The 22912-nt window shown below is 71.2% G+C and carries 28 protein-coding genes and 1 pseudogene; 13 read left to right on the top strand and 16 right to left on the bottom strand.

Annotated elements, in window-relative coordinates:
* Positions 1-99: 99 nt before the first annotated feature.
* On the top strand, positions 100-855 hold the full coding sequence (locus DNK56_RS20825; protein ID WP_111336983.1) for an SIS domain-containing protein: 756 nt from the start codon (positions 100-102) through the stop codon (positions 853-855).
* A 301-nt stretch (positions 856-1156) separates the two neighbouring features.
* Here the strand turns inward: DNK56_RS20825 and pdxH are convergent, their stop codons facing one another.
* Positions 1157-1792, bottom strand: coding sequence for a pyridoxamine 5'-phosphate oxidase (pdxH, locus tag DNK56_RS20820; protein ID WP_111339432.1), 636 nt, complete (start codon positions 1790-1792; stop codon positions 1157-1159).
* Between the two features lie 123 nt (positions 1793-1915).
* On the opposite strand from pdxH, the gene DNK56_RS20815 reads away from it, so the two are divergent.
* Both DNK56_RS20815 and DNK56_RS20810 read left to right on the top strand, forming a co-directional pair.
* Positions 1916-3022 carry a citrate synthase 2 gene (locus DNK56_RS20815; protein ID WP_111336981.1) on the top strand — a complete coding sequence of 369 codons (1107 nt, stop codon included), beginning with the start codon at positions 1916-1918 and terminating at the stop codon, positions 3020-3022.
* A 116-nt stretch (positions 3023-3138) separates the two neighbouring features.
* A complete protein-coding gene (locus tag DNK56_RS20810) occupies positions 3139-3900 on the top strand; it encodes a thioesterase II family protein (RefSeq protein ID WP_111336979.1) in 762 nt (253 codons plus the stop codon).
* 6 nt (positions 3901-3906) lie between these two features.
* Here DNK56_RS20810 and DNK56_RS20805 read toward each other — a convergent pair whose 3' ends face one another.
* Positions 3907-4494, bottom strand: coding sequence for a hypothetical protein (locus DNK56_RS20805; protein WP_111336977.1), 588 nt, complete (start codon positions 4492-4494; stop codon positions 3907-3909).
* A gap of 25 nt (positions 4495-4519) precedes the next feature.
* Positions 4520-5071 (bottom strand): GNAT family N-acetyltransferase, encoded by a 552-nt coding sequence (locus tag DNK56_RS20800; protein ID WP_111336975.1) that lies wholly within the window; start codon positions 5069-5071, stop codon positions 4520-4522.
* A gap of 108 nt (positions 5072-5179) precedes the next feature.
* Here DNK56_RS20800 and DNK56_RS20795 point away from each other — a divergent pair, with 108 nt between their 5' ends.
* A complete protein-coding gene (locus DNK56_RS20795; protein WP_241990030.1) occupies positions 5180-5758 on the top strand; it encodes a hypothetical protein in 579 nt (192 codons plus the stop codon).
* Positions 5759-5783: 25 nt separating this feature from the next.
* Here the strand turns inward: DNK56_RS20795 and DNK56_RS20790 are convergent, their stop codons facing one another.
* Both DNK56_RS20790 and DNK56_RS20785 read right to left on the bottom strand, forming a co-directional pair.
* Positions 5784-6380 carry a TetR/AcrR family transcriptional regulator gene (locus DNK56_RS20790; RefSeq protein ID WP_111336973.1) on the bottom strand — a complete coding sequence of 199 codons (597 nt, stop codon included), beginning with the start codon at positions 6378-6380 and terminating at the stop codon, positions 5784-5786.
* Positions 6368-7105 carry an enoyl-CoA hydratase family protein gene (locus DNK56_RS20785; RefSeq protein WP_111336971.1) on the bottom strand — a complete coding sequence of 246 codons (738 nt, stop codon included), beginning with the start codon at positions 7103-7105 and terminating at the stop codon, positions 6368-6370. Before DNK56_RS20785 ends, DNK56_RS20790 begins: the two co-directional genes overlap by 13 nt.
* 172 nt (positions 7106-7277) lie before the next feature.
* On the opposite strand from DNK56_RS20785, the gene DNK56_RS20780 reads away from it, so the two are divergent.
* A complete protein-coding gene (locus DNK56_RS20780; RefSeq protein ID WP_111336969.1) occupies positions 7278-8408 on the top strand; it encodes a DUF4037 domain-containing protein in 1131 nt (376 codons plus the stop codon).
* Here the strand turns inward: DNK56_RS20780 and DNK56_RS20775 are convergent.
* From DNK56_RS20775 to DNK56_RS20745, 7 genes are all read right to left on the bottom strand, one after another.
* The gene (locus DNK56_RS20775) at positions 8384-8902 is read right to left on the bottom strand and encodes a hypothetical protein (RefSeq protein ID WP_241990029.1); all 519 of its coding nucleotides are present in this window, start codon (positions 8900-8902) and stop codon (positions 8384-8386) included. The two genes, DNK56_RS20780 and DNK56_RS20775, sit on opposite strands and share 25 nt — an antisense overlap.
* Before the next feature lie 174 nt (positions 8903-9076).
* Positions 9077-10777: a hypothetical protein gene (locus DNK56_RS20770; RefSeq protein ID WP_111336967.1), complete on the bottom strand. Its 1701-nt coding sequence runs from the start codon at positions 10775-10777 to the stop codon at positions 9077-9079.
* 166 nt (positions 10778-10943) lie between these two features.
* Positions 10944-11297, bottom strand: a complete 354-nt coding sequence (locus DNK56_RS20765; RefSeq protein WP_111336965.1) for a hypothetical protein — start codon at positions 11295-11297, stop codon at positions 10944-10946.
* Between the two features lie 2 nt (positions 11298-11299).
* The gene (locus DNK56_RS20760) at positions 11300-11758 is read right to left on the bottom strand and encodes a type II toxin-antitoxin system Phd/YefM family antitoxin (protein ID WP_111336963.1); all 459 of its coding nucleotides are present in this window, start codon (positions 11756-11758) and stop codon (positions 11300-11302) included.
* Positions 11759-11908: 150 nt separating this feature from the next.
* Complete coding sequence (locus DNK56_RS20755; protein ID WP_111336960.1) at positions 11909-12097, bottom strand: hypothetical protein; 189 nt, start codon at positions 12095-12097, stop codon at positions 11909-11911.
* Between the two features lie 185 nt (positions 12098-12282).
* Positions 12283-12840: a GNAT family N-acetyltransferase gene (locus DNK56_RS20750; RefSeq protein WP_111336958.1), complete on the bottom strand. Its 558-nt coding sequence runs from the start codon at positions 12838-12840 to the stop codon at positions 12283-12285.
* A 49-nt stretch (positions 12841-12889) separates the two neighbouring features.
* Positions 12890-13513, bottom strand: a complete 624-nt coding sequence (locus tag DNK56_RS20745; RefSeq protein WP_111336955.1) for an ABATE domain-containing protein — start codon at positions 13511-13513, stop codon at positions 12890-12892.
* A gap of 149 nt (positions 13514-13662) precedes the next feature.
* Between DNK56_RS20745 and DNK56_RS20740 the strand changes: the two genes are divergently transcribed.
* On the top strand, positions 13663-14403 hold the full coding sequence (locus tag DNK56_RS20740; protein WP_111336952.1) for a metallophosphoesterase: 741 nt from the start codon (positions 13663-13665) through the stop codon (positions 14401-14403).
* 28 nt (positions 14404-14431) lie between these two features.
* A complete protein-coding gene (locus tag DNK56_RS20735; protein WP_111336950.1) occupies positions 14432-15049 on the top strand; it encodes a LysE family translocator in 618 nt (205 codons plus the stop codon).
* A 23-nt stretch (positions 15050-15072) separates the two neighbouring features.
* Here DNK56_RS20735 and DNK56_RS20730 read toward each other — a convergent pair whose 3' ends face one another.
* Complete coding sequence (locus tag DNK56_RS20730; protein ID WP_111336948.1) at positions 15073-15264, bottom strand: DUF397 domain-containing protein; 192 nt, start codon at positions 15262-15264, stop codon at positions 15073-15075.
* On the bottom strand, positions 15251-16138 hold the full coding sequence (locus DNK56_RS20725) for a helix-turn-helix domain-containing protein (protein WP_111336946.1): 888 nt from the start codon (positions 16136-16138) through the stop codon (positions 15251-15253). The genes DNK56_RS20730 and DNK56_RS20725 overlap by 14 nt, the downstream gene beginning before the upstream one ends.
* A 251-nt stretch (positions 16139-16389) precedes the next feature.
* On the opposite strand from DNK56_RS20725, the gene DNK56_RS20720 reads away from it, so the two are divergent.
* The 3 genes and pseudogenes from DNK56_RS20720 to DNK56_RS20710 all read left to right on the top strand — a co-directional run bounded on the left by DNK56_RS20720 (position 16390) and on the right by DNK56_RS20710 (position 18642).
* Complete coding sequence (locus DNK56_RS20720; RefSeq protein WP_111336944.1) at positions 16390-16851, top strand: ATP-binding protein; 462 nt, start codon at positions 16390-16392, stop codon at positions 16849-16851.
* A gap of 37 nt (positions 16852-16888) precedes the next feature.
* A complete protein-coding gene (locus DNK56_RS20715; protein ID WP_111336942.1) occupies positions 16889-17428 on the top strand; it encodes a CYTH domain-containing protein in 540 nt (179 codons plus the stop codon).
* A gap of 67 nt (positions 17429-17495) precedes the next feature.
* Positions 17496-18642: pseudogene (locus DNK56_RS20710) on the top strand (radical SAM protein).
* Between the two features lie 23 nt (positions 18643-18665).
* Here DNK56_RS20710 and DNK56_RS20705 read toward each other — a convergent pair.
* Positions 18666-19631 carry an oxidoreductase gene (locus DNK56_RS20705; RefSeq protein ID WP_111336940.1) on the bottom strand — a complete coding sequence of 322 codons (966 nt, stop codon included), beginning with the start codon at positions 19629-19631 and terminating at the stop codon, positions 18666-18668.
* 55 nt (positions 19632-19686) lie between these two features.
* Between DNK56_RS20705 and DNK56_RS20700 the strand changes: the two genes are divergently transcribed.
* Positions 19687-20100, top strand: coding sequence for a MerR family transcriptional regulator (locus tag DNK56_RS20700; RefSeq protein WP_111336938.1), 414 nt, complete (start codon positions 19687-19689; stop codon positions 20098-20100).
* A 29-nt stretch (positions 20101-20129) separates the two neighbouring features.
* Here DNK56_RS20700 and DNK56_RS20695 read toward each other — a convergent pair whose 3' ends face one another.
* Positions 20130-20711, bottom strand: coding sequence for a Uma2 family endonuclease (locus tag DNK56_RS20695; RefSeq protein WP_111336936.1), 582 nt, complete (start codon positions 20709-20711; stop codon positions 20130-20132).
* A 516-nt stretch (positions 20712-21227) separates the two neighbouring features.
* Between DNK56_RS20695 and DNK56_RS35050 the strand changes: the two genes are divergently transcribed.
* Together DNK56_RS35050 and DNK56_RS20690 are read left to right on the top strand one after the other, a co-directional pair.
* Entirely contained in the window at positions 21228-21377 is a 150-nt protein-coding gene (locus tag DNK56_RS35050) for a hypothetical protein (RefSeq protein WP_158558496.1), read from the top strand.
* Positions 21378-21446: 69 nt separating this feature from the next.
* Positions 21447-22862, top strand: coding sequence for a hypothetical protein (locus DNK56_RS20690; RefSeq protein WP_111336926.1), 1416 nt, complete (start codon positions 21447-21449; stop codon positions 22860-22862).
* The last annotated feature ends 50 nt before the right edge of the window (positions 22863-22912 follow it).

Here is a 22912-nt window from a genome sequence, read left to right as displayed (position 1 = left end):
GCACGCCGCGGTATTGACAGGTCACAGGTCCAGACCGCACCGTGATCGCGGTACGGACGCCCCCTGGACATCTCACCCCCGCCGGAAAGGCCCTCATCGATGAGCGAAAGCAAGCTGGCCGGTCAGTTCTTCGACGCGGCGATCGGCCTGCTGGGGCGAGTACGCGACGAGGAGGCCGGGAACATCGCGGCCGCCGGCGCCGCGATCGCCGACACCGTCGAGGCGGGCGGCAGGCTCTTCGCCTTCGGCGCGGGACACTCCTCGCTCCCCGCCCAGGACGTCGTCTACCGGGCGGGCGGCCTGGCCCTGATGAACCTGATGGTCGTGCCCGGCGCCCTCGGTGTGGACGTCATGCCGGCGACGCTCGGCTCGGCGCTGGAGCGGGTGGACGGCCTGGCGGGCGCGGTCCTCGACTCCAGCCCCGCGAAGGCCGGCGACGTCCTCGTGATCATCTCGCTCTCCGGGCGCAACGCGCTGCCCGTCGAGATGGCGCTCAACGCCCGTGCGCTGGGCCTCAAGGTCATCGGCGTCACCTCGGTCGCGTACGCGGAGAACACCCGTTCCCGGCACAGCTCGGGCGGGTTCCTGCGCGACCACTGCGACATCGTCCTGGACAGCAAGATCGCCATCGGCGACGCGGAGTTGGAGGTGGACGGCATCGAGGCGCCGTTCGCCCCCGCGTCCACCGTGGTCACCAGCGCGATCATGCAGGGCGTGATGGCCGCCGCCGCCGAGAACCTGCTGGCCCGCGGCATCGAGCCGCCGCTGCTGCGCTCCGGCAACGTGGACGGCGGCCACGAGTGGAACGGCCGCGTGATGACCCAGTACGCGGACCGCATCTTCTACCGGCACTGACCCCGTCTCCCAATAATTCGCTTGTACGGGCTCCGGCCGATTCCTACGCTGGTGTCACACGCGAAAGGAGGTGATCCGAAAAGTGCAGTCTTATCGGATTCGTGAGGTGGCTGCGGGCTGACAGCCCGTCGTCGCACTTCGTGCACCTCGGCGGGCTGTCCGCCGAAACCCAAGCAGCCACCGACCCGCAGGCTCGCCGGTGAATCCGGCCGGCTCCCTCCGCGAGGGGGGACCCAGAGCCTGCGGGTTTCCGCGTGTACGGGGCCCGTACGCGCACGGGCCCCGTACTACGCGTACCGCGTCACGGGCAGAGCCGCTCCACCCGCCACCCGGTGTCGTCGCCGCCCTCGCGGACGTAACGCAGCCGGTCGTGGAGGCGGTTCTCGTGGCCCTGCCAGAACTCGATCGTGTCGGGGACGACGCGGAAGCCGCCCCAGTGCGGCGGGGCCGGGACCTTCTCGCCCTCCGGGTAGCGGGCCGACAACTCCTCGTAACGCCGGACCAGCTCGTCGCGGCCGGTGACCACCGCCGACTGGTCGCTGGCCCAGGCTCCGAGCTGGGAGCCGTGCGGGCGGGTACGGAAGTAGGCGACGGTCTCCTCGCGGGCGACCCGCGACGCGGTGCCGGTGACGATGACCTGGCGGGCCAGCGGGTGCCAGGGGAAGAGCAGCGAGACGTACGGGTTGGCGGCCAGTTCGCGGCCCTTGCGGGAGCCGTAGTTGGTGAAGAAGACGAAGCCGCGCGCGTCGTACATCTTCAGCAGCACCGTACGGGAGGAGGGGCGGCCGTCCGGGGTCGCCGTGGACACCACCATGGCGTTCGGCTCGTGGAGCGTGCCGCCGGCGGCGACCTGACGGAACCAGAGCGCGAACTGGTCCATGGGATCGGGCGCGAGCGAGTCCTCGGTGAAGCTCTCGGATCGGTATTGCTCGCGCATCGCGGCCGGATCGGTGGTGGAATCGAAGGAGGAGTCTGGGGTGGGCACGGTGCCATCCTGCCGCAGTGGCCGGACGGGCAGGAGGCCCGCCCGGCGCAACCGTCGATCCGAGGGAGCCGCCTGATGTCCGACTTCGTACCCGGACTCGAAGGAGTCGTCGCGTTCGAGACGGAAATCGCCGAGCCCGACAAGGAGGGCGGTTCGCTCCGGTACCGGGGCGTCGACATCGAGGAGCTGGTCGGTCACGTCTCGTTCGGCAATGTGTGGGGGCTGCTGGTGGACGGGGCGTTCGAGCCCGGTCTGCCGCCGGCCGAGCCGTTCCCGATCCCGGTGCACTCCGGTGACGTCCGCGTCGACGTGCAGGCCGCGCTGGCGATGCTCGCCCCGGTGTGGGGGCTGAAACCGCTGCTGGACATCGACGCGGCGACGGCCCGCGAGAATCTGGCGCGGGCCGCCGTGATGGCGCTGTCGTACGTGGCGCAGTCGGCGCGCGGGCAGGGGGTGCCGATGGTCCCGCAGCGCGAGATCGACCGGGCGGAGTCCGTCGTGGAGCGGTTCATGATCCGCTGGCGCGGCGAGCCGGACCCCCGGCATGTGAAGGCCGTGGACGCGTACTGGACGTCGGCCGCCGAGCACGGCATGAACGCCTCGACGTTCACCGCCCGCGTCATCGCCTCGACCGGCGCCGACGTGGCCGCCGCGCTGTCCGGCGCGGTGGGCGCGATGTCGGGCCCGCTGCACGGCGGCGCCCCGTCCCGCGTCCTCGGCATGATCGAGGAGATCGAGCGGACCGGCGACGCCGCGGCGTACGTGCGGCGGACCCTGGACCGGGGCGAGCGGCTGATGGGCTTCGGCCACCGCGTCTACCGCGCCGAGGACCCGCGTGCCCGGGTGCTGCGGCGCACCGCCGAGGAGCTGGGCGCGCCCCGCTACGAGGTGGCGCGGGCGCTGGAGGTGGCCGCCCTGGAGGAGCTGCACGCGCGCCGCCCGGACCGGGTCCTGGCGACGAACGTCGAGTTCTGGGCGGCGATCATGCTGGACTTCGCCGAGGTCCCGGCGCACATGTTCACGTCGATGTTCACCTGCGCCCGGACGGCGGGCTGGTCCGCGCACATCCTGGAGCAGAAGCGGACGGGCCGCCTGGTGCGCCCGTCGGCGCGGTACGTGGGCCCGGCCGCGCGCGGCCCGGAGGAGATCGACGGGTACGGGGAGCTGCCGGACAGGCCCTGAGCGGGCCCGCCCCCGCGCAGGGCCTCGCGGGGGCGGGTGCGCGGCTGCCACAATCCTGTCCGACCGTGTCCGGGCAGGAGGCCGCCAGGTCCGGCGGCGGAGCAGAGGGGGAGCGCATGGGTGCGACGGCACAGCCGCAGGAGGAACGCTGGGTCTTCGGCCGGCTGCCGGTGGGCGCGGTGCGCACGCGGCTGATCTGCGTCCCGCAGGCGGGTGCCGGGGCCGGGGCCTTCGCGGGGTGGCGCAAGCACATACCGGCGGGCTGGGAGCTGGCCCCCGTCGAACTGCCCGGCCGGGGCGCCCGGGAGGCCGAGCCGATGCCGGACGGTTTCGACGCGCTGGCCGGCCGGCTGCTGGCCGGGCTGACCCCCGAATTCTCCATGCCGTACGTCCTGTTCGGGCACAGCTTCGGCGGGGCGCTGGTCTACGAGCTGAGCCGCCGGATCGCGACGCGGGGGCTGCCCGCCCCGGTCGCGACCGTCGTCTCCGGCTTCCGGCCCCCGCACGTCGCGCCCACCTCGCCGATGGGTCTGGCCTCCGACGCCGAACTGGTCGACTGGCTGCGGCGCAACGGGGGCCTGCCCGACGAACTGCTGGCGTTCCGCACGTTCCTGGAGCAGATCATGCGGGTCATGCGCGCCGATCTGCGGCTGGCGGAGAGCTATCTGCTCGCCGCGCCCGACCCGCTGCCCGGCCCGTTGCACGTGTTCGGCGGCGCGGACGACCAAGTGACGCGGGCCGACGTGCTGCCGGGGTGGCGGGACTGCGCGGGGGCGTCGTTCTCGCTGACGCTGCTGCCCGGCGGCCACAACTATCCGCACGAGGACCCGGCCGCCATGGTGGCCGCGCTGACGAACGCCCTGGCGCCGACCCCGTAACCGGTACTACAGCTTTCCCCGCAGTACCGCCGTGCGGTGGCCGCCGAGGTGCCGGCCGAGGTCGCGGACGAAGGCCGGGGTCAGCTCCGCCCAGTTCCAGAAGGTGAGGCCGAGCAGGCCGCAGGCGAAGTAGTCGTCCTCCCAGCTCCACCGCGCGATGGAGCTCTCGCGGGCGCAGGCCGGGCAGCGCACGAGGTCCTCGCCGCCCTCCGCCCACGCGTCGAACTTCCCGGCGAACGGCTCCCAGGCCCCGTCGATCTCCTCCCAGGTGTCCTCGTCCAGCAGCCGGACCTCCGCCGCGCACAGCGGGCAGCCGGCGGCGGCCGGGTCCCCCTGGCCGCTGTCGAAGACGGTGCGCCCGGTCAGGATGTGCAGGCCGTTGGTCCAGAGGTCGACGGGGGCGGGGTCGTCGACGGCCTTCGCGTAGTGCGGGCCGGGCGCGTGCCCCTGTCCGCCGCCGCCCAGGACGCAGTCCGTCGCGTCGGCCGCCACGATGCCGTCGGCGATCAGCCGGTCCAGGACGCGGTCGGCGAGCCCGGCCGCCTCCTGCTCGGTGGCGTCGAGATCGACGACGGTCTGGAACCAGTCACCCATGTCCGCTCCGCTCCCCCTCGGTCCGTCAGGCGCCGGGGCGGTCGAGCGCCCAGGTCTGGAGGGCGTACGAGCGCCCCTTCTCCTCGCCCTCGATGAGGGGGACGCCGAGCAGCCGGAAGCCGGTTGCGGTGGCCACGGCGACGCTGGCCGCGTTCTCGGCCTCCAGCTCCAGGATGACCCGGTCCGCGCCCAGTTCCCCGAAGGCGTACGCGGCCATCACCCGTACCGCGCGCCCGGCGAGCCCCTGTCCGCGGTGGGCGGGCCCGACCGCGTAACCCAGCTCGGTGCCCTCGGGTGAGCGCCGCAGCATCACCTCGCCGAGCGGCGCCCCGCCGTCCAGGGTGATGGCGAGCAGGACGGCCGTCCCCTCGGCCCGCAGCCGGCGGGCCCGGACCAGGCGGTGGCGGGCGGCCGCGTCGTCGAAGGGCGAGACGATCGGCGTCCAGTACGCGATGTCCGGGTGGTCGAACAGGGCCGGCATCGCGGCGGTGTCGTCCTCGCGCCAGTCGCGCAGCACGAGCCCCTCTCCGGTGAGTTCGATGTGCTCGGGAAAAGGAGGTGTGGCGCTCGTCGTCATGGCGCGGACCCTATCCGCGCGATCGGCTGACACCAAGGCGTTTCCTGCGCCACACTCTGGCTCCCGGACCATGACAGACCGGGTCGTATCAGGGAAGACGGCATACACATGCTCAACGACATACGGCAGTTGCGGAAGATCGTCCGAAGACGGGACGTGCTCAGATACGGGGGCATCGGCCTGCTCACGGTCGCGCCGGCGGCCTGCGGCAGGGACAAGAAGCGCGCGGACGGTTCGCTGGAGGCGCCGGGCTCGGCAGGCCGCCCGGCGGCCAAGCCGACCGTCACGGGCGCGGCGCTCGAAGCGTTCGTGAGCGGCGCCTGGAACCTCTCGTACGAGCCGCGGGGCCAGGTCAACGACGAGTACCGGCGGATCGAGTTCACCGGCCGCCGCTGGAGCCTGGACGGCGACGACGAGACGGGGTCGTACGAGCTGGACGGGAGCGGTCTGGTGGTCCGGTTCGACGGCCGGGACACGGACAACGTGTGGGCGGCCTCCGGACTGCCCGCCACGGTCGGCAAGCGGGCCTCGCTGACGCTTCGGTGGGGGCTGAGCGCGGAGTCCGGCGAGGTCGATCCCGGCTCCCCGGTCGACACGACGGCCACCCCGATGCCGGTGGTGTGGGACGGCGGAAAGCTGCGGATCGAGGCGGCGGACGGGCTGCTGATCACGGCGGTACGGGCCTGAGAGGCACGGGCCCGAGGGGTGGGTCCTACCCCAGCGCGGCGTCGACCAGCGCCGCCCACTGGGACACCACCCGGCGGCGGCGCGCGGTGTCGTCGGTGAGCACGTTGGCGAGGCCCAGCCCGCGGGCCATGTCGAGCAGCCCCTGCACGGTCTCGCGCACCCCGGGCCTCGTCTCGTCGGCGCGCAGGAGGTGCACGGCGATGCGATGCGTCTCGCGGCCCACCCGCGCCTCCAGTTCCGTGACGCGGGGCCGCAGTTGCTCCTCGTTGGACGCGGCCACCCAGAGCTGGAGCGCGGCGCGGAAGAGGGGTCCGGTGTAGAGGTCGACCAGGGCGGCGACGACGGCGGCCCGGTCCTGGTCGGGCACGGCGCGCAGGGCGGCGGAGCGCTCCTCGGCGACGTACTCGACGGCGGCGGTGAACAGGTCCTCGCGGGTGGGGAAGTGGTGCTGGGCGGCCCCCCGCGAGACGCCGGCCCGTTCCGCGACGACGGCGACGGTGGACCCGGCCCAGCCGTGCTCGGCGAGGCAGGCCACCGCGGCCTCCAGGAGGCGCCGCCGGGTGGCGCGGCTGCGGTCCTGCTTGGGGCCGGGGCTGCCGCTGCCCGTACTCACAACGCCCATGCGGGGTCCCGTCGTTCGAGGAAGGCCGTCATCCCCTCGCGGGCCTCGGCGGAGGCGAACAGCCGGGCGGAGCGGGCGACGAGGTCTTCGGCGTGCTGGTCGAAGCTCTGGAGCACAGTAGCCGTGACCAGGGCCTTGGACGCGGCCAGCCCCTGCGGGGAGGCCCGGCGCAGCCCGTCCAGGACGGGTTCGAGGGCCGCGTCCACGTCCTCGGCGGCCAGGGTGACCAGCCCGATGCGGGCGGCCTCCGCCGCGTCGAACCGCTCGCCGGTGAGGTAGTAGCGGGCGGCGGCGCGGGGGTCGATGCGGGGCAGCAGCGGCATCGAGATCACGGCGGGGGCGAGCCCGAGCCGCGACTCGGTCAGGGCGAAGGTGGCGCCCGGCCCGGCCGCGGCGATGTCGCACGCCCCGAGCAGCCCGAACCCGCCGGCCCGGACGTGCCCGTCGACCCGCGCGACGACGGGCTTGGGCAGGGCGACGACGCGCCGCATCAGGGCGACGAAGTCGTGCGGGTCGGCGGGCGCCCGGAGGTCGGCACCGGCGCAGAAGGTGGTGCCGGTGTGGGTGAGGACGACCGCCCGTACGCGCGCGTCGGCCGCGCAGTGGTCCAGCGCCGCCGCCAGTTCGGCGACGAGCCCGGCGCTCAGGGCGTTGCGGTTCACGGGCGAGTCGAGCGTCAGGGTGGTGATGCCGCGCGCGTGGACGGGCGGGGCGAGCTGGCTCATGGGAGGCGCTCCTGACTGCGGTGGGCCGGCGGACGCATCGAGCGTGGCAGCCGCCCCAAGAACAATCAAGCACGCTTGCATGATTTTACGCGGCTCCCGGCGCCCGGCTCCCGGCACGCGGCTCCCGGCACGCGGCGAAAATCCGGTTGAGGCGCTTCGTAGCCTGGTGACCATGACCGGACTCCAGCTCTGCCACCGCTTCTACGACCGGGCCGTCGCCCCGCTGCTGACCGGCGTCCCGCATGCGGCCGGTCTGCTCGGGGACGGCTCCGAGGTGCTCGGCTTCGACGACGCGGTCTCCCCGGACCACGACTTCGGGCCGCGCGCGCAGGTGTTCGTGGCCGCGGCGGCGGACGCGGAGCGCGCGCACCGGGCCCTGGAGCAACTGCCGCCCCGCTTCGAGGACTTCCCCGTCGCGTTCACGCGCGGCACGCTTCACGGCGGGGCCGCGCACCACCAGGTGGAGGTGGTCACGGCACCCCGGTTCTTCACGGACCTGATGGGCCGCGACCCGGCGGACGGCATGACCGTCACGGACTGGCTGACCACCCCGACCCAGCGCCTGGCCACCCTGACCGGCGGCGCCGTCTTCCACGACCCGGAGGGCGCCCTGGCGACCCGCCGCACGGCCCTGGAGTGGTACCCGGACGACGTCTGGCGCTACGTACTGGCGGCGGCCTGGCTGCGCGTGTCGCAGGAGGAGGCGTTCGTGGGCCGGACCGGCTCCGTGGGCGACGACCTGGGCAGCGCCCTGGTGACGGCACGGGTCGCGCGCGACCTGGTCCGCCTCGCCTTCCTCGTGGAGCGGCGCTGGGCCCCGTACAGCAAATGGCTCGGCAGTGCCTTCGCCCGTCTGCCGCTCGCCGGGCGGGTCGGCCCGCATCTCACGGCGGCCGTGCGGGCGACGGCCTGGCGCGAGCGCGAGGCCGCCCTCTGCGCCGCCCAGCGGGAGCTGGCGGTGGCCACCAACCGGCTGGGCCTGGCCGACGCGGTGGACCCGGAGCCGCGCCGCTTCCACACCCGCGACCTCCGGGTCCTCTTCGGTGACCGCTTCACCGCCGCCCTGGCCGACCGCGTCACCGACCCCGCGGTCCGTGCTCTGGTCGTCCGCCTCGGCAACGGCCGCCTCACGCTGCCGGGCGCGATCGACCAGGCCGTGGACTCGGTGGAGATCCTGACCCGGCCGGACCGCTGCCGCGCGGCGGCGGGGCTGCTGGGCCCGGACGCGGGGGACGGCGTAGGGGGCGGCGTAGAGGGCGCGGGGGGCGGCGTGGGCGGCTACTCCCCCGGCTCCTCGACGTAGACGCTGTCGAACCAGTCGATGAACTCCCGTACGGAGCCGACCTTCGCGATCCGGGCGTGCAGCGCGCGCTGGTCGTGGCCGATGACGAACCAGCCGCCGTTCACCGTCTCGCCGCAGCCGCAGTAACAGGTGCGGGCGCCCAGCGGGGAGTCGTAGTACGTGACCGGGTTACGGGTCGTCTCGACGGGCGTGGGCTTGCCCACGTACGCGTCGTGGATCTCCTCACCCGCCGTGAGGTACCGCCCCTCGATCGCCTTGCGCCCACCGGCGACCGGGACGAGCCGGTCGATCTCGATGGCCATGCGGACCTCGCCCTCGTGCGTGAGGAGCGCGTACCGCTCCTTCTCGGCACGCTCGCCCAGTACCCAGCAGCCCCGGTTGGCGTGGAAGAGGGCGTCGTCGTCCATGACCGGGTCGAAGCCGACGATGTTGCGCCCGAGTTGGTCCTCCTGCGGGTTCACGTAACGCCGTGCGCCCAGGGTGATGTGAATCATGATCTGCCCCCAATGAACGAATGCCGGACGGCCTGAACAACCGAATGGCCGCATAGCCGTATACCCAGGGCTCCCCGCCCCGCGAACTATCGAAAGAGTGGCACGGTGACGGGTATACCCGCAACCCCCGGGAGCCGAGCCGTTCCGGTCAACTCGCCTCGGGGGCGAGCGGGTTCACCGGCCGTTCAGCTCCAGCGGCGGGTTGGGGTCGTTGTCCTCGTTCATGAAGTCCTTCATGCCCTGCCACAGCGAGCGGGCGCGGTGGACGGTGGCGCCGCGGGCGTCCGCCAGGACTTCCGGGCGCTCGCCGAAGCCGGGCGGGAGCGGCGGGAGGCCCAGCGTGTGCAGGGTGCGGACCAGGAGTTCGGCGGGGTCGCCCGGGTCGCGCAGCAGCCGGGCCACCTCGTGGGCGTCGCCGCCGCCGGCCGCCTCGACCAGCAGCTCCGCGTCCCGGCGGGCGGCCTCCTGGGCGGGCGTCGAGCCGGGCCCCGCCCACCGGTGCCGTGCGGTCGTGCGGCCCTTGGACACGACGGCGAGGACGCGGGCGTCGCCGCCCTCGCAGCGGGCGACCAGCGTGGTGAGGCCGGGGGCGTCGAATGCCGTCTCGGCTACGTTCGCCAGGTCGCCGAGGCGCAGCACCGTGGCCCGGCGGCCGCGTTTGCCGGGCGGCGCCTGCGAGGGCGCCGACTCCATCAGCGTCCAGCGCCCGGCCGGGGCGAGCCGGACGGTGGCGCCGCACAGCAGCAACTCCTGCGAGGCGCGCTGCGGCGGGGCGGGGACGTACGCGATCTCGTGGGCCGCCCGCTCCCGCGCCGCTTCGGGCAGCGGCACGGCGGGGGCGGGGACGGTGCCGTTACGGGGTATGGAGGCGGCGAGCCGCGACCGGGCGTGGTCCCGGAACCGCACGAACGCCTCCAGCGGCTCCTCCGCGTACGCCCACGGGTACGCGGAGGCGTACCGGCCGATGGACCGGTACACGTCCAGCGATTCGGCCCAGCGCTCCCGCCGGTTCAGCGCCCACACCAGGTGGTTGCGGACGAGCCGCGCGGCGCGGTCCTCGGGCGGGCGCGACACGGAGTACGCCTGCGCGGTGGCGATGATCTCGTCGGTCCGGGCGTCGTCGGGGGCGCCGCTGCCGCCCTTGCCGCGCGGGCGGCGCTGCGCGGCGAGCCCGGCCTCCGTCAGCGCCACGATCTCCAGGGCGCGCAGCGGTGAGTCCTCCGGCGCTTCGGCGGCGACACGGGCCGCGTAGCCGAGCATCTCCTCGTTGCTGCCGTACCACTTGGCGCTGACGTACTGGAGGGCGTCCAGGTGGGTCGGCGGGTGGTGCGGCGCGCAGGCGAGCGCCCGGCGCAGGCAGCCGTCGAAGACGTCGCGCGGGGCGGCGGCCCCGAGGCAGTGCGTGAGGGCGGCGGACCAGGGCACGGGGTCGGCGGGGTCCGCCGTGACGGCCGCCTCGATGACCGGCAGCGCGTCGTCCAGCAGGGCGTGGAAGGCGCGGAACCGCTCCTGGCCCACGTCCTTCGCGGCCGCGGCCGTACGGACCTCCCACGCCTCCTTGACCCGCCGGAACGCCTCCACGACCAGGGCGTCGGGGTCCTCCGGCGCCTCGGCGAGCCATGCCTCCAGCCAGGCCGCGTCGTCCACGGCGTGCCTGGCGAGGGCGCCGACGAGCTCGTCGCGCAGCACCCAGTCGGCCTCCTCACGGGTGACCGCGAGGAGCTTGCGGGCCTGCTCGTACGCGCCCCTGCGCACCCCCGCCAACGCTTCCACGGCCCGCGCGTCCGGCGCGTCGACCACCACCGCGTGATCGGGCACCAACCCGACCCCGGTCGCCTCCAGATGCCCCACCATCCGCGCCACCTTGCCGAACACGTACGCCCCTCCGCAGAACCCGACACCCCATGATCCCCCGCCCGAATCCGCCCACACACGGGGGTCCGCGGAGACGAGCGACTCGCTGTGGCTGGGGGGCTGGGGGCTGAGGTACGGGGTCGACGGAGGCGGTGCGCTCCCCTGCACGCGGACGCCGCGAGCGTGGCTACTTCGTCTCGTTCGGATGGCTCGTGTGCACCTGCTCCAGGTACACCGTGCGCTCGTCCACGAAGTACCAGATGCGGGCGGTACCCTTCGCGGTCGGCTTGTGCTGCCAGCGGTCGTGCGTCGCCTCACCGCGCCGGATCGTCCCGAGCGCGCCCCGCAGCCGGTAGTTGGTGGACGTCGCGGACAAGGGCGTCCGGGTGAGGAAGTCCCAGGTCTCCGTCATCGGGTTACGGATCGTGGCGACGAGATCCCGCCACCCCTTTTGCGCGTCGGTGGTGGCGAAACGGATCTCGTACTCGGCCTTCCTCGGCGGCCGGGGGACCAACTCACCCTTCTTCTTCGCGGGTACCACGGTCAGGGACGCTCCACGGTCTCGTCCTCGTCGAGCCACTCGACGTCCGCGCTGCCGAGCCCGGCGGCCAGCGCTGTCGCCGTCTCCCGCCAGGACCGCAGCTCGGCGAGCGCCAGATGCGGCTGGTTGGTGGAGAACGACGCGCGCGCGGCATCGACGAGGTCCCGTGCGCAGGACTCCCTGTCGGACGGTGACAGCGCGAGCATCCAGGGGAACGCCTTGGCCATGCGAGCGGCCAGCGTGCCGCTCTCGTCGAGCGTCACGGTGATGAGCTGAGCGGCGAAGTCCAGCAGATGGGCGCGGCCCTCCGCCTCGCGCTGGGACATCAGCACCAGCGCCGCCCCGTCGCGGCGGGTCACCGTGACGGGGTGATTTTCCGCCTCGGCGAAGACCTCGGCCGGGTGCTTACTCAGGTCCGAGGAGCGCCGGACGGCAGCGGAGAGGTCAGCCGTGATACTCATGCATCGATCGTATTCGGAACGTGTTCGGAAGTCCAGCGGAGGGCGCGGTCAGGGGCGATGATGCCAGCGGCGGCGCCCAGCCTGGGAGACTCCGTTCACCTGACCGGCGGCCGGTCGAGCTGAGCGAAGTCGCAGTTGATCACGGACGGGTCAAGACGCGGCATTCCGGGCGTCGATCAATCCCCCAACGATAAGAAGAACGGCGGGAACCGCGATCAGCGCGCCCGCCATCAGCCAGCCCAACCGCTTGATCGTCCTGGCCGCCACCTTCCTGCAGAGCAGGACCGCGGGGCCCAGGTAGAGAAGTAGGCCGAAGAAGGCCAGGTAAAGAAAGCCCACGGGGCTTCTCCCTCCGATCGCCGGGTGAGGGGCCGACCCGTGCGGGTCGGCCCCTCACCCTCTCAGTGCATCAGAACGCCGGCTCGCTCACCTCTTACTGTGTGAGATTGACGGTGAACCGGTTCGCCGCGCTGCTGGACGAACTGGACTTCCCGGAAACCCCGTTCGCCTGACCACCCGGGCGGTCAGCGCCGCGCGAGGTTCTCGTCGTTCCAGTCCGGGATCGTCGTCGTGCCCGAGGCCCAGTCGCGGCGCAGGATCGCGTACCCCACGGCGTCGTGGACCGTGCCGTCGGCGGCCGGCCAGGCGTCGCGGTGGTGCGCCTCCTTCACGTAGCCGCACCGCTCGAACGTACGGCGCATCGCCGCGTTGTCCTGCCGGGTGTGGCCCTCGATCCGCCGGACCTCGGGGAACGCGTCGTACACGTACCGCGTGAGCCAGGCGAGAGCCTGTCCGCCGAGGCCGCGGCCCCGGTGCCCGGAGCGGATGCGCAGGTCGAAGAGGGGCGCGTTGTCGCCCAGGTCCATCAGGCGTACCAGCCCGACGCGTTCCCCTGAGCACATGACCCAGAACGCCCGGTTGTCCTCGCCCCAGAACCGCCCCTCGTCGACCCACTGCCGGGCCACGCCCGGTTCGACGACATCGCGCCCGTGAAAGGGCCAGGTGTCACCGGAGAGAAAGGCGACCAACTCGTCCGCGTCGGTGGCGGGTTCGAAGCGCGTGTAGGTGACCTCTGTTTCCACGCGCGCACTGTAGCGTCCGGGCCCGGCCGGAGCGGGCCGGTACCGGAGATCAGCCGTCCACCTCCTCGCCCCGCGCCTGGCTGCGCCGGTAGTGGCGGGCCGCGCGGGCGCGGTTGCCGCAGGAGGGTTTGCACCATTCCTGGCGGCCGTGGCTCTTGACGAAGTAGCGCACGCAGCGGGGGGCCGTGCAGGAGCGCAGCTGGGCGCGTTGCGGGCCGGTGAGGAAGTCGATCGCGGCGCGGGCCAGGGCCGCCGTCAGGCGTACGTACGGATCGTTCTCGGCGGACAGCGGACCGGCGGCGGGGTCGCCGCCCTCGGGCCAGTCGAGCTGCGGGGCGACCGGTTCGCGCGCGGCAGCCGCGTTGACGCGGGCCAGCGCCTCGGGGGCCGGCAGCAGGCGGTGGGCGTCCGCCGGGCTGGCGGGTGCGGGGCTGACCGCTCGGGCGAACAGGGCCCGGACCGCCTGGCGCAGCTCGATGATGCCGAGCCGGAGGCGTTCGTCCGCGACCAGGCCCTCGGCCTCACCCTCGGCCGGGACGACGCCCGTGAGCAGATCGGCCTGTTCCCGGAGCCAGCGCGTCACCCCCTGGACCGTGGCGAGGTCGTCCGCGACGCCGCCGTCTCCGTCGTGGCGGATCGTGCTCGCCAGTTCCAGCGCCAGCCAGCGTTCCACAACGCGCCCCTTCCCCTCTCGATGCCCGGCCCCCCGCCGCCACCCACTTGATCACACCGCTCCGCACACCCTAAAGTCCCTAACGGTAAAACTGAAAACTTCCGTTAGAGACTGAGGCGGGTGACCCCGCCAGGGGAGGCGACTGCGGAATGACCCTGCTCGCACAGATCAGCGATCTGCACCTGGACGGCAGCGCGCGGGCGACCCGGCGCGCCATCCGCGTCATGGACTGCCTGCGCGCCCTGCCCCGCCCGGTCGACGCGCTCCTGGTCACCGGGGACATCGCCGATCACGGCGCGGAGGCCGAGTACGAGGAGGCGGCCCAGATCCTGGCCGCCCCCTTCCCCGTACTGACGTGCCCCGGCAACCACGACGCGCGACCGGCGTACCGCAAGGCCCTCCTCGGTGAGGCGCCCGGCGACGGCCCCGTGAACCGGGTGCACCGCGTCGGCGGCACCACCGTCCTGATGTGCGACTCCACCGTTCCCGGCCGCGACGAGGGCCGGCTCGACGCCGAAACGCTCGCCTGGATCGACGCCACACTGGCCGCGCTGCCGCAGGACGCCGCCGCGCTGATCGCCTTCCACCAGCCGCCCGTCGAGCTCCACCACCCGCTGCCCGACGCCCACATGCTCGAACAGCCGGGGGACCTGGCCGACTTGATCGCCGCGCACCCGCAGGTCGTCGCCGTCCTGACCGGCCACGCCCACACCGCGGCCGCCTCGGTGTTCGCCGGGCGCCCCCTGGTCGTCGGCCCGGCGATCACCTGGACCCTGCGCATGCCGTGGGAAGGCGACCAGGCCGCCGACCGCGACCAGCCGCCCGGCCTCGCGTTCCACGTCCTGTCCGACGACCGGCGCCTGACCACCCACTACCGGGTCGTGCTCTGATCCCCCGCCCGTACGCACCGGAGGCACCGTGGTCCATCCCGTAGCCGTCGCCGGTTTCCTGGTGGCGATCCTTCCGCTGATCGCCACCCCCGGGGCGAGCCTGGCCCTGCTGGTCCAGCACGTCACCGGCGGCGGCCGCCGCCGGGCGCTCCCCGTCGTCCTGGGCACGGTCACCGGCCTGTACGTCCACGCCGCCCTGGCCGTCGCCGGCCTGTCGGCCCTGGTGATGCACTCCAGCGTGGCCTTCACGGTGATCAAACTCGTCGGCGCCGTCTATCTGATCGGTCTCGGCCTGTGGACCTGGCGCTCCGCGACCCCGCGCGCGGCGGCCCCGTCCCGCCGCCGCCCGAGGGGAACGGACTCCGTGTACGCCCAGGCGTTCCTCGCGAACGTCCTCAACCCGAAGGCCGCCGCCATCTACCTGACGCTGGTCCCTCAATTCATCACGCCCGCACACCCGTTGGGCGGCCAGATCCTCACCCTGGCCACCGCCCACGCCCTCCTGATCACCCTCTGGCTCACCGCCTGGACATTCCTCCTGGCCCGAGCCTCACACTTCCTGCACACCCCCCGCTTCAAGCGGACGGCCACCAGGGCGACTTCGGCAATCCTGATAACCCTCGGCATCCGAGCCGCAGTGACCTGACCGAAGGCCGCCCTGGTCCTGCACTACCGCGCGTCCCGGACCACACTTCCGACGAACGCGCGCCATCCGCGTACAGCACAGGTCAGCACCGGACCGGCCTGCACCTTGCTGTCCCGCACGCCGACCGCCGCACCGAGGTGCGCGACTTCGACGCAGTTGCCGTTTCCATTACTGTGGCTCGATTTGAACCACTGGGCTTCGTCAACCTTTTCCATAGCTCCCTGCTACCTCACCGATCAGGCGCCGTGACGCCTGCTCATCCAACGATGTGTTCCAGACGTCGTCGAAGGCTGCGTCGTACTGTTGCACCTCCCGCTCCTTGTCCAAATATAGTCCGCCGGTATACCCGTCCGCGTAGACCGTCGGCGGCTCTGTGGCAACTCCCTCGCCTGTCAAAGGGAATCGCAGGATGACGAACGATCCCGTCACCACCCCGGCGTGCATACCGGCCTCGAAGGGGACCACCCTGATGGAGATGTTCGCCCGCTCTGAGACGTAGATCAGGTGCGCGAGTTGCTGTGCCATCACGTCGCGCCCGCCAACAGGCCGTCGTAGCACCGCTTCGCCCAGGACCGTTCGCAACACTGGCGGATCGGTCACGCGAGTGAGCAGCGCCTGCCGTTCGATGCGCAGCCTCACACGCCCGTCGAGATCCGCCTCGCCGATGTCACGGATGTGCGTACGGGTGACCTCGCGCGCGTACCCCTCCGTCTGCAGCAGCCCCGGAACGATGTCGCTCTCGTACATCGACAGCGACGAGGCCGCCTCTTCCAGGCCCACGTAGACGTCGAACCCTTCCGGGATCAGGTCGCCATAGGCGTGCCACCAGCCGCGCGCCTTGGTCTCCTTGGCCAGCCCCATCAATGCCTGAGTGAGATCTGCGGGCGCTCCGTACACAAGGCACATGGCCTGGACGTCGAGACTTCTTAACGCCGTCTGCCCCGTCTCGATGCGCCACATCTTCGCCTCGGACCACTCAAGCTTCGCCGCCGCCGCACGCACGGTCAGGCGGGCGCGGTTGCGCAACTCTCGAAGGTTTCTCCCCAGCTGACGCCTCGGAACGGTCGATCCAGTCGGACCCTCAGCCATCTCAACTCCCCTTACACGCCCCAGTATGAAGGACTTTTGCCCCTCGCGATGAAAGCAGGCTGATGCTCGTTACGCAGCACAAGACATCCGTTCGATGCTTTAGCAGCGATACATCGCCATGAAGTCTTGCATGGAAATTGCATCGCTGTGCAGTCTGAGAACCACTCTCCGTGAGCGTCGAGTGGGTGAAGCAGCCGTGCCGACGCGCACGCTTCGCCTGCCGTGTACGGCCATTCCCGTAAGGACAACTCGTGCTCGACCTCCCCCAGGCCCCCCTTGACCCCACCCCCTGCGCACCCCCCGCCGGCCCGCCGCGCTCCCTGCTGCTCGCCAGCGAGCCGCAATCCGTGCGCCATGCGCGGACGTTCACCCGTGAGCACATCGCCCACCACGCCCCGCACGCGACGGAGCACCACACGGACATCGCCATCCTGATCACCAGCGAACTCGTCACCAACGCCTACCGGTACGGAACCGAACCCGGTGACCTGATCTCCGTCGTCCTGGACATCGACAGCGGCCGGACCCGCATCGAGGTGCACGACCCCGTGCGGCGTGCGCCCCGGCGACGGTCGGGCGTGGAGGAATGCGGCCACGAACGCACGCGTGGACGCGGCCTGCTCATCCTCGACGTGCTCTGCCCGCAGCGGTGGGGCGTCGGTGACCGGCCATTCGGCAAGTTCGTTTGGGCAGAGGTGCCGTACGACTGCTGAACCAACTGACCGGCCCCAAGAGCAAGGAGCAATCGCTGTGACGAGCATCGAGTACGAGGCGAAGGCCCTCGACATCGACGTGCAGGACATCACCCGCAGGATCTGCGACGCGGGCGGCATCGAGGTGTCGCCCCGACGGCTCATGCGCCGCTTCGTCTACGACACCGTCCCGCCCGTGCCCAGCCGCTGGGTTCGTCTGCGGGATACGGGCGACTCCACCACGCTGTGCGTCAAGGAGATCACCACCGACGCCGTCGACGGCACGCGTGAGACGGAGGTGACGGTGGACGACTTCGGCGAGGCCGCCGCCCTGCTGCGCCTCGCCGGGCTCGTGCCGCGCGGGTACCAGGAGAACCGCCGCACGTCCTACTCGCTCGGCGCGGCCCGCCTGGAGATCGACGAGTGGCCGGGTATCCCGCCGTACCTGGAGATCGAGGCGGACGAGGCGGGCCAGGTATGGGAGGCGGCGGCAGCGCTCGGGCTGGACCGCGAGCGGCTGACGTCGCTGAACACGACGAAGGTGTACGCCCTGTACGGCATCGACCTCGAAACGATCACGGACCTCCGGTTCAAGTAGGCCGAAGCCACCTGCGCCTCCTGGCCGGGGCAGCGGCCCCGGCCCCTCGAAGAGGGGACACCCACCCATGCACGACCTGTCGAACCTGCCGGTCGAAGTACGACCGGACCGGACGCTACGCGTGAAGATCATCGACGCATGCGGACTCGCTTGCTCCTTCTGCCACAACGAGGGCACACCTGTGGCGACCGACAACGTGAATCGCCCTGCTGCGGCGTTCACGGGTACGCCCGGCCGCTCCGGGCGCGTCTCCATCTTTCTGCGCACCAACGGCGCCGACTTCATCCCCGCCCAGATCGCCGCCGACGCCGACTTCGCCCTGGCACTCGCCGCCGACGCCGACTTCGCCCTGGCACTCGCCGCCGTACGGGGTGCTCTGCCGACCAACGAGGTTCACTTCACGGGAGGCGAACCCACGCTCCATCCGGACCTGCCGGGCCTTGTCTCGATCGCCTGCCGCATGGGCCTCGCTGTGGGCATCACGTCGAACGGGGAGGCCAGCGCCGAGGTGCTGCCCGCCGCCGCTGCCGCCGGGCTCGACCGCATCAACCTGTCGGTCTTCGGTACGACACCCGAGGAGCTGACCGCCGTCCAAGGGCCCCGCCTGGCGTCCCCGAAGCTGGCCGCACGCAAGCTGGCCGCGCTCGACGCCACGATCGAGACCGCCGTCGCGCACGGGGTGAAGGTGTCGGCGAACATCGTCATCCCGGACCAGAGCCACGTCGAGCGCGTGCTCCGCATCATCGAGCGGCACGGGCACTCCGTCGTCGTCCGCATGCTCGTGTCCCTTGAGACGGGTGGTGCGTCCCTCGACGCCATGCAGGCCGTCGTGGACCACCTGGGCGCCGTCCCCGTACGCCGTATCGTCACGGCCGGTGCGTCCGACCAGCGCGTGCGCTACCGCCTCCCGGACGGACGCACCCTGTACGCCAAGAGCATCCGGCCCGTACGTCTGCCCGAGACCTGCGCCGGGTGCCGCTTCAACAACGACCGGGACTGCCAGGAGGGGTACTACGGCGTCCGGCTGTACCGGGCCACGAACGGGCCGTTCATGGTCGGGGTGTGCATCCAGCGCATGGACCTCTGTTATGAGCCTCGGCGAGTTCGTGATGAGCCCGCGCTGCCGCGAGGTGGCGGCCTTCCGCGACGACGAAGCCGCGCGCCTCGTGAGACTGCACTCCGCGACAACGCCCAGAGGGATTACTGCGGGGTGAATGCGAGAGGGCGCGCCCGCGTCCTACCCCCCGACCGGCCCCACCCCCGTGGCCGCGACGGACAGGTCCCACAGGCGGGCCGCCGCGTCGGGGTCGACCGCGTAGGCACGGACGCCCGCTTCGTCCTCGGGCCCGGTGACGGGGGCGATCTCGCAGTCCTCCAGATACACGCCGCCCCGGTCCGCCAACAGCGGTGACGTGGCTGCCCACAGGCCGGTGGCGGCGCCCTGCGAGGCGGTCTTGAAGTCCTCGCCGATCACGTTGCCGTGCTCGTCCACCCATCCGTTGTCCATCTGCTCCTGGAGCGTCATCTCCCGCTGCAGCGCGGTGATGATCTTGCCCGGGTGGAGCGAGAAGGCCCGGACGCCGTCCTCGCGGCCGAGGGCGTCGAGGTGGACGGCGAAGAGCGCGTTGGCGGTCTTGGACTGGCCGTACGCGTGCCACTTGTCGTATCCGGTACGGAAATGGGGGCCGTGCCAGCGGATGCCGGTGATCCCGTGCCCGGCGGAGCTGTAGGCCACAACCCGCGCTCCGTCGGCGGCGGCCAGGAGCGGGTACAGCTCGCAGGCGAGGGTAAAGTGCCCGAAGTGGTTGGCAGCCAACTGGCTCTCCCACCCGGGCCCGACGCGCCGCTCCGGGGTGGCCATGACTCCGGCGGTGGCGAAGAGCAGGTCGAGCGCGGTCAGCGACGCACCCAGGTGCGCGGCCGCCGCCCGTACGGTTCCGAGGTCGCACAGGTCCATGGGGACGACCTCCACGTCACCGCCCAGCCCGGCGAGCGCGGCACGGGCGGCGTCGGGCCGCCGCGCCGGAACGACTACCCGCGCCCCGGCGCCGACGAGCGCCCGGGTGGTTTCGAGCCCGAGCCCGGAGTAGCCGCCGGTCACGACGGCGTTCCGGCCGGAGAGGTCGAGGCCCGCGATGACGTCCTGGGCGGTGCTGGCGACGGAAAAGGGAGAGCCGAGAGGCTGCTGTTCAGTGGCGGTCATGGATGCGAAGCTACGATCTGGACCTCGTTCTAGATCAAGTCCTACGCATCCCCGCATGGCAACCACCACGGACACGCTGAGTATCGGCGAGGTGTCCGACCGCACCGGCCTCAGCGTCCACGCCCTCCGCTTCTACGAACGCGAGGGCCTGCTCGTGGGCCCGGTGCACCGCACCTCCGGCGGCAGGCGCCGGTACAGCGTGCCGGATGTCGAATGGCTGCTCATCTGCGTGAAGCTGCGGGAATCCGGTATGCCCCTGGCCGAACTGAAACGGTTCGCCGAACTCGTGCGCCAGGGCCCGGGCAACGAGGCCGAACGCCTCCGGCTCCTGGACACCCACCGCCAGCGCGTCGACGCCCAAATCGCGGCCCTGGAGGAGTGCCGCTCGGTCATCACCTGGAAGGTCGGCGTCTACGCGGACCACCTGGCGCGGGGCGAGGCGACCGGCCTCTGGGACCCGACGGCGTGACGGCGATCACGCCCGGGGCCCCTGTCGCCTCAGCCGCGGCGGGGCGGGGCGAGCTTCGCCAGGTCGAGGACGATCTCAAAGGGCACCGGCCGGGTGAGTGAGCCCCTGAAGATGCCAACGGGTACGTAGGTCGCGGTCGGTCCGTCCAACTCGTAGACGTGCACGACGGGTGCCCCGTCCTCGTCCTCGATGCACCAGTAGTGCGGGATGCCGGCCTCCGCGTACTTCCGTAGCTTCACCGTGCGGTCCCTGTGTGCGGACTCGGGGGAGACGACCTCTACGGCCAGTCGCACTTCGTCCGGTGCGAACCAGGTGCGGTCGCCGTCGAAGTCGGCCGTCGTCACCAGCAGATCCGGCTCGGGCCGATTGCGCTGGTCGAGTTTGATGGTCATCTCCCGTCCGACCCGCACATCGGCCGGTGCCTGCTCCATGAGAGCCACGGTGAGCATCGTGACGAGATGGCCGTGCCACCACCGCTGCGGGGACATCATGAAGACGAGTGCTCCGTCGATCAGCTCGGTGTGGCGCGGCGCTTCCGGGAGGCGGTCCAGATCCTCCGCGTACCAGCCTTCCGCGCGGGGCGGGCGCATCCAGTCGGGCAGTGCGGTCATGCCTCAACCGTATCGACTCAGCCGGGTCCGGGCCACGAGATCGGCCCCGGCGGAACTGGGAACCCTCGACCGAACAGGTCAAATGCCCTGGGCGGGCCGTGGGGCCGGAATTCCCCTAGCCATCAGGATGAGGTGACCTGTTCCCCATCCTGTGGAGCAGAGCTGCCCGCCCGGGTGGCCTTCAGCTTCCTGCGATTGCGGGGCAGCCCATGGCAAGCCCAAGTGGCTCCACAACAAGGCTGCGATCCTCCTCCGTAAGTGATCACCACCTGAGTCACTAACTGCCAGTCAGATAAATTGCTAGACGCTCTTGTTCACCGTAGCGATGTGCCTTTAAACTTCGGCACGGCGGGAGCCTCCCGCCCTCATCTTCCATCGCTTCGCCGCGCATCACGCATCGCACATCCTTCCGAATATCATCTCTCAACATATCCATCATTCAGCCCTCATCACGCCACTCGCAGCGCGCATCGTTCACATCCGCACTCCAAATCCCTTCAGACATTGGAGTACGTTATGAACGACAAGTGGACCGCCATCATCACCCTCGTGACGATGGTTTCCCTTTCCTTCGCCTTCTCCGCAGAATTCGGATGGGCGATTATTTGCGCCGTGGTCACCGAGGTCTGCGTAAAGCACCTCAAGTCTAACAACATCGACCAGTAGCGCGATGAGGGGCCGCCGCCCTGCGGCGGCCCCTCATCATTTCTTACCAAGTAGCTCCCGGGAGCCAAATTGGACGTTCTGATCGTCGACACGACACGCGCCAACAACGGAACAGCGGCAGCCATCACGGATTCTGTCGTCGCAAGGCATCCTGGGCTCGCCAAGCTGGCCCTCGTAACACGGGCCGACCAGGCAGAGGAGTTCAGCTCACTTCCCATCGGAACGGAGAACCGAACGCTGGTCGGCCTGCCGGGTGACCTGGAGGCCGCCCAGGCTGTGGCGGATCTCATCAAGAACTATTCCGCAGAGTTCGACGACGCCGCTTTCACCGTCTACTCGTTCCATTACCGGGTTCTCGGCAAGCAAGGAGATCTGGCTCTACTCGACAAGCCGATCAACACGTACAGCCTCCGAGACCACGTCCCCGGTCGGGTCGGACCGCAAGGCTCCTCCTGGCCCGTTGCGCTCATGCCGCTGGAAGACGCGCTAAAGGCCCTCAGGACAGCCCTCCAGCGGGCCCAAGCGCCGTCGGGTGCCCGGCGCCCCGTCTACAAGACAGAGCTCCGCACCCTCTTGACCATGGAAGAGCCGCGATTCGACAAGAATCGATACCCGCTCGCGGGGACTCATCGCCTCATCTCGCTACTGCTGCAGGAGGCACTGAGCCGGGGGATGATCGCCCAGTTCGGAACCGAACCGACCATCAGCGTAGCTCTCCAGGAACCCGCGGGCCCCTCCCGCGGCATGGTCCCATCGCCCGCGTCCACACGATCCGTGACCGCGGTTGCTTCGACAGCCGCCACTGCCAATCCGGCGACAACGCCCACGACGGCCGCCGCCGGCATCCCCGCTCAGGCTCACGCCTCGGCCGTTCCAACCGCTTCCGTCAACGACACCCGGTCATGGCACTTCGCCAACGTCCTCCGGCAGTTGCGGCTGGGGCCGTACCCAGAGGTTCGACACGATCTCTACGACAGGATCATCGCGATCACGCAGGAGAATCAGGACTCATCTGCCGAGCTCACCGTGCGGACACTGGCGCGAAGGGCGGTCGCCCAAGTCCGGTCCAACGCTCCCGAGCACTTCCCTCGACGTAATGGCGATGACTTGCCGAGGGACAGGTACGACTGGCGTGGCCTAGAGAATTTCATGGTACACGTTCTAAGCCGGACGGAAATAGCTCTCGGCGCGAACGGAAAGCCGCTTCCACGCGAGACGTCGATCTGGGAGACTCGGCAAGCTCCGGTACAACAGCCACTTCCTGCTGACATAAAATTCGCTTTTGACGCAGAAATGGTATTCGAGGTCGTTCGGGTATGCGGAAACGTAACGCCCGACGACATCGTCCATCTTGCCGGTGCCATGCTTGGCGGACGCGGCGCACAGCAGACGGACCACATGGAAAATGTTCTTGACTATCTGCTGAAGCAGGGGCGGGTCACGGGTCATCCGGGAACGGAGTGGCTAGTTCCGACAGGTGAATGAGCCCACACCCCGAGGGTGTGCCCCCTCCGCCACGCGCTACAAAGGCGCAC

The organism is Streptomyces sp. AC1-42W (assembly GCF_003248355.1).
GTDB lineage: Bacteria > Actinomycetota > Actinomycetes > Streptomycetales > Streptomycetaceae > Streptomyces.
The sequence above is the reverse complement of the archived record's forward strand: the minus strand, read 5'-3'. Positions and strand labels throughout refer to the sequence as shown.

Coding starts and splice junctions, on each gene's coding strand:
- pdxH (WP_111339432.1), bottom strand. CDS start 1,792: ATGCGCGAGCAATACCGATCCGAGAGCTTCACCGAGGACTCGCTCGCG.
- DNK56_RS20775 (WP_241990029.1), bottom strand. CDS start 8,902: ATGATTCACATCACCCTGGGCGCACGGCGTTACGTGAACCCGCAGGAG.
- DNK56_RS20695 (WP_111336936.1), bottom strand. CDS start 20,711: ATGACCGCACTGCCCGACTGGATGCGCCCGCCCCGCGCGGAAGGCTGG.
- DNK56_RS20825 (WP_111336983.1), top strand. CDS start 100: ATGAGCGAAAGCAAGCTGGCCGGTCAGTTCTTCGACGCGGCGATCGGC.
- DNK56_RS20760 (WP_111336963.1), bottom strand. CDS start 11,758: ATGAGTATCACGGCTGACCTCTCCGCTGCCGTCCGGCGCTCCTCGGAC.
- DNK56_RS20705 (WP_111336940.1), bottom strand. CDS start 19,631: ATGACCGCCACTGAACAGCAGCCTCTCGGCTCTCCCTTTTCCGTCGCC.
- DNK56_RS20815 (WP_111336981.1), top strand. CDS start 1,916: ATGTCCGACTTCGTACCCGGACTCGAAGGAGTCGTCGCGTTCGAGACG.
- DNK56_RS20730 (WP_111336948.1), bottom strand. CDS start 15,264: ATGGAAAAGGTTGACGAAGCCCAGTGGTTCAAATCGAGCCACAGTAAT.
- DNK56_RS35050 (WP_158558496.1), top strand. CDS start 21,228: ATGAACGACAAGTGGACCGCCATCATCACCCTCGTGACGATGGTTTCC.
- DNK56_RS20780 (WP_111336969.1), top strand. CDS start 7,278: ATGACCGGACTCCAGCTCTGCCACCGCTTCTACGACCGGGCCGTCGCC.
- DNK56_RS20700 (WP_111336938.1), top strand. CDS start 19,687: ATGGCAACCACCACGGACACGCTGAGTATCGGCGAGGTGTCCGACCGC.
- DNK56_RS20805 (WP_111336977.1), bottom strand. CDS start 4,494: ATGGGTGACTGGTTCCAGACCGTCGTCGATCTCGACGCCACCGAGCAG.
- DNK56_RS20810 (WP_111336979.1), top strand. CDS start 3,139: ATGGGTGCGACGGCACAGCCGCAGGAGGAACGCTGGGTCTTCGGCCGG.
- DNK56_RS20795 (WP_241990030.1), top strand. CDS start 5,180: ATGCTCAACGACATACGGCAGTTGCGGAAGATCGTCCGAAGACGGGAC.
- DNK56_RS20725 (WP_111336946.1), bottom strand. CDS start 16,138: ATGGCTGAGGGTCCGACTGGATCGACCGTTCCGAGGCGTCAGCTGGGG.
- DNK56_RS20785 (WP_111336971.1), bottom strand. CDS start 7,105: ATGAGCCAGCTCGCCCCGCCCGTCCACGCGCGCGGCATCACCACCCTG.
- DNK56_RS20790 (WP_111336973.1), bottom strand. CDS start 6,380: ATGGGCGTTGTGAGTACGGGCAGCGGCAGCCCCGGCCCCAAGCAGGAC.
- DNK56_RS20740 (WP_111336952.1), top strand. CDS start 13,663: ATGACCCTGCTCGCACAGATCAGCGATCTGCACCTGGACGGCAGCGCG.
- DNK56_RS20800 (WP_111336975.1), bottom strand. CDS start 5,071: ATGACGACGAGCGCCACACCTCCTTTTCCCGAGCACATCGAACTCACC.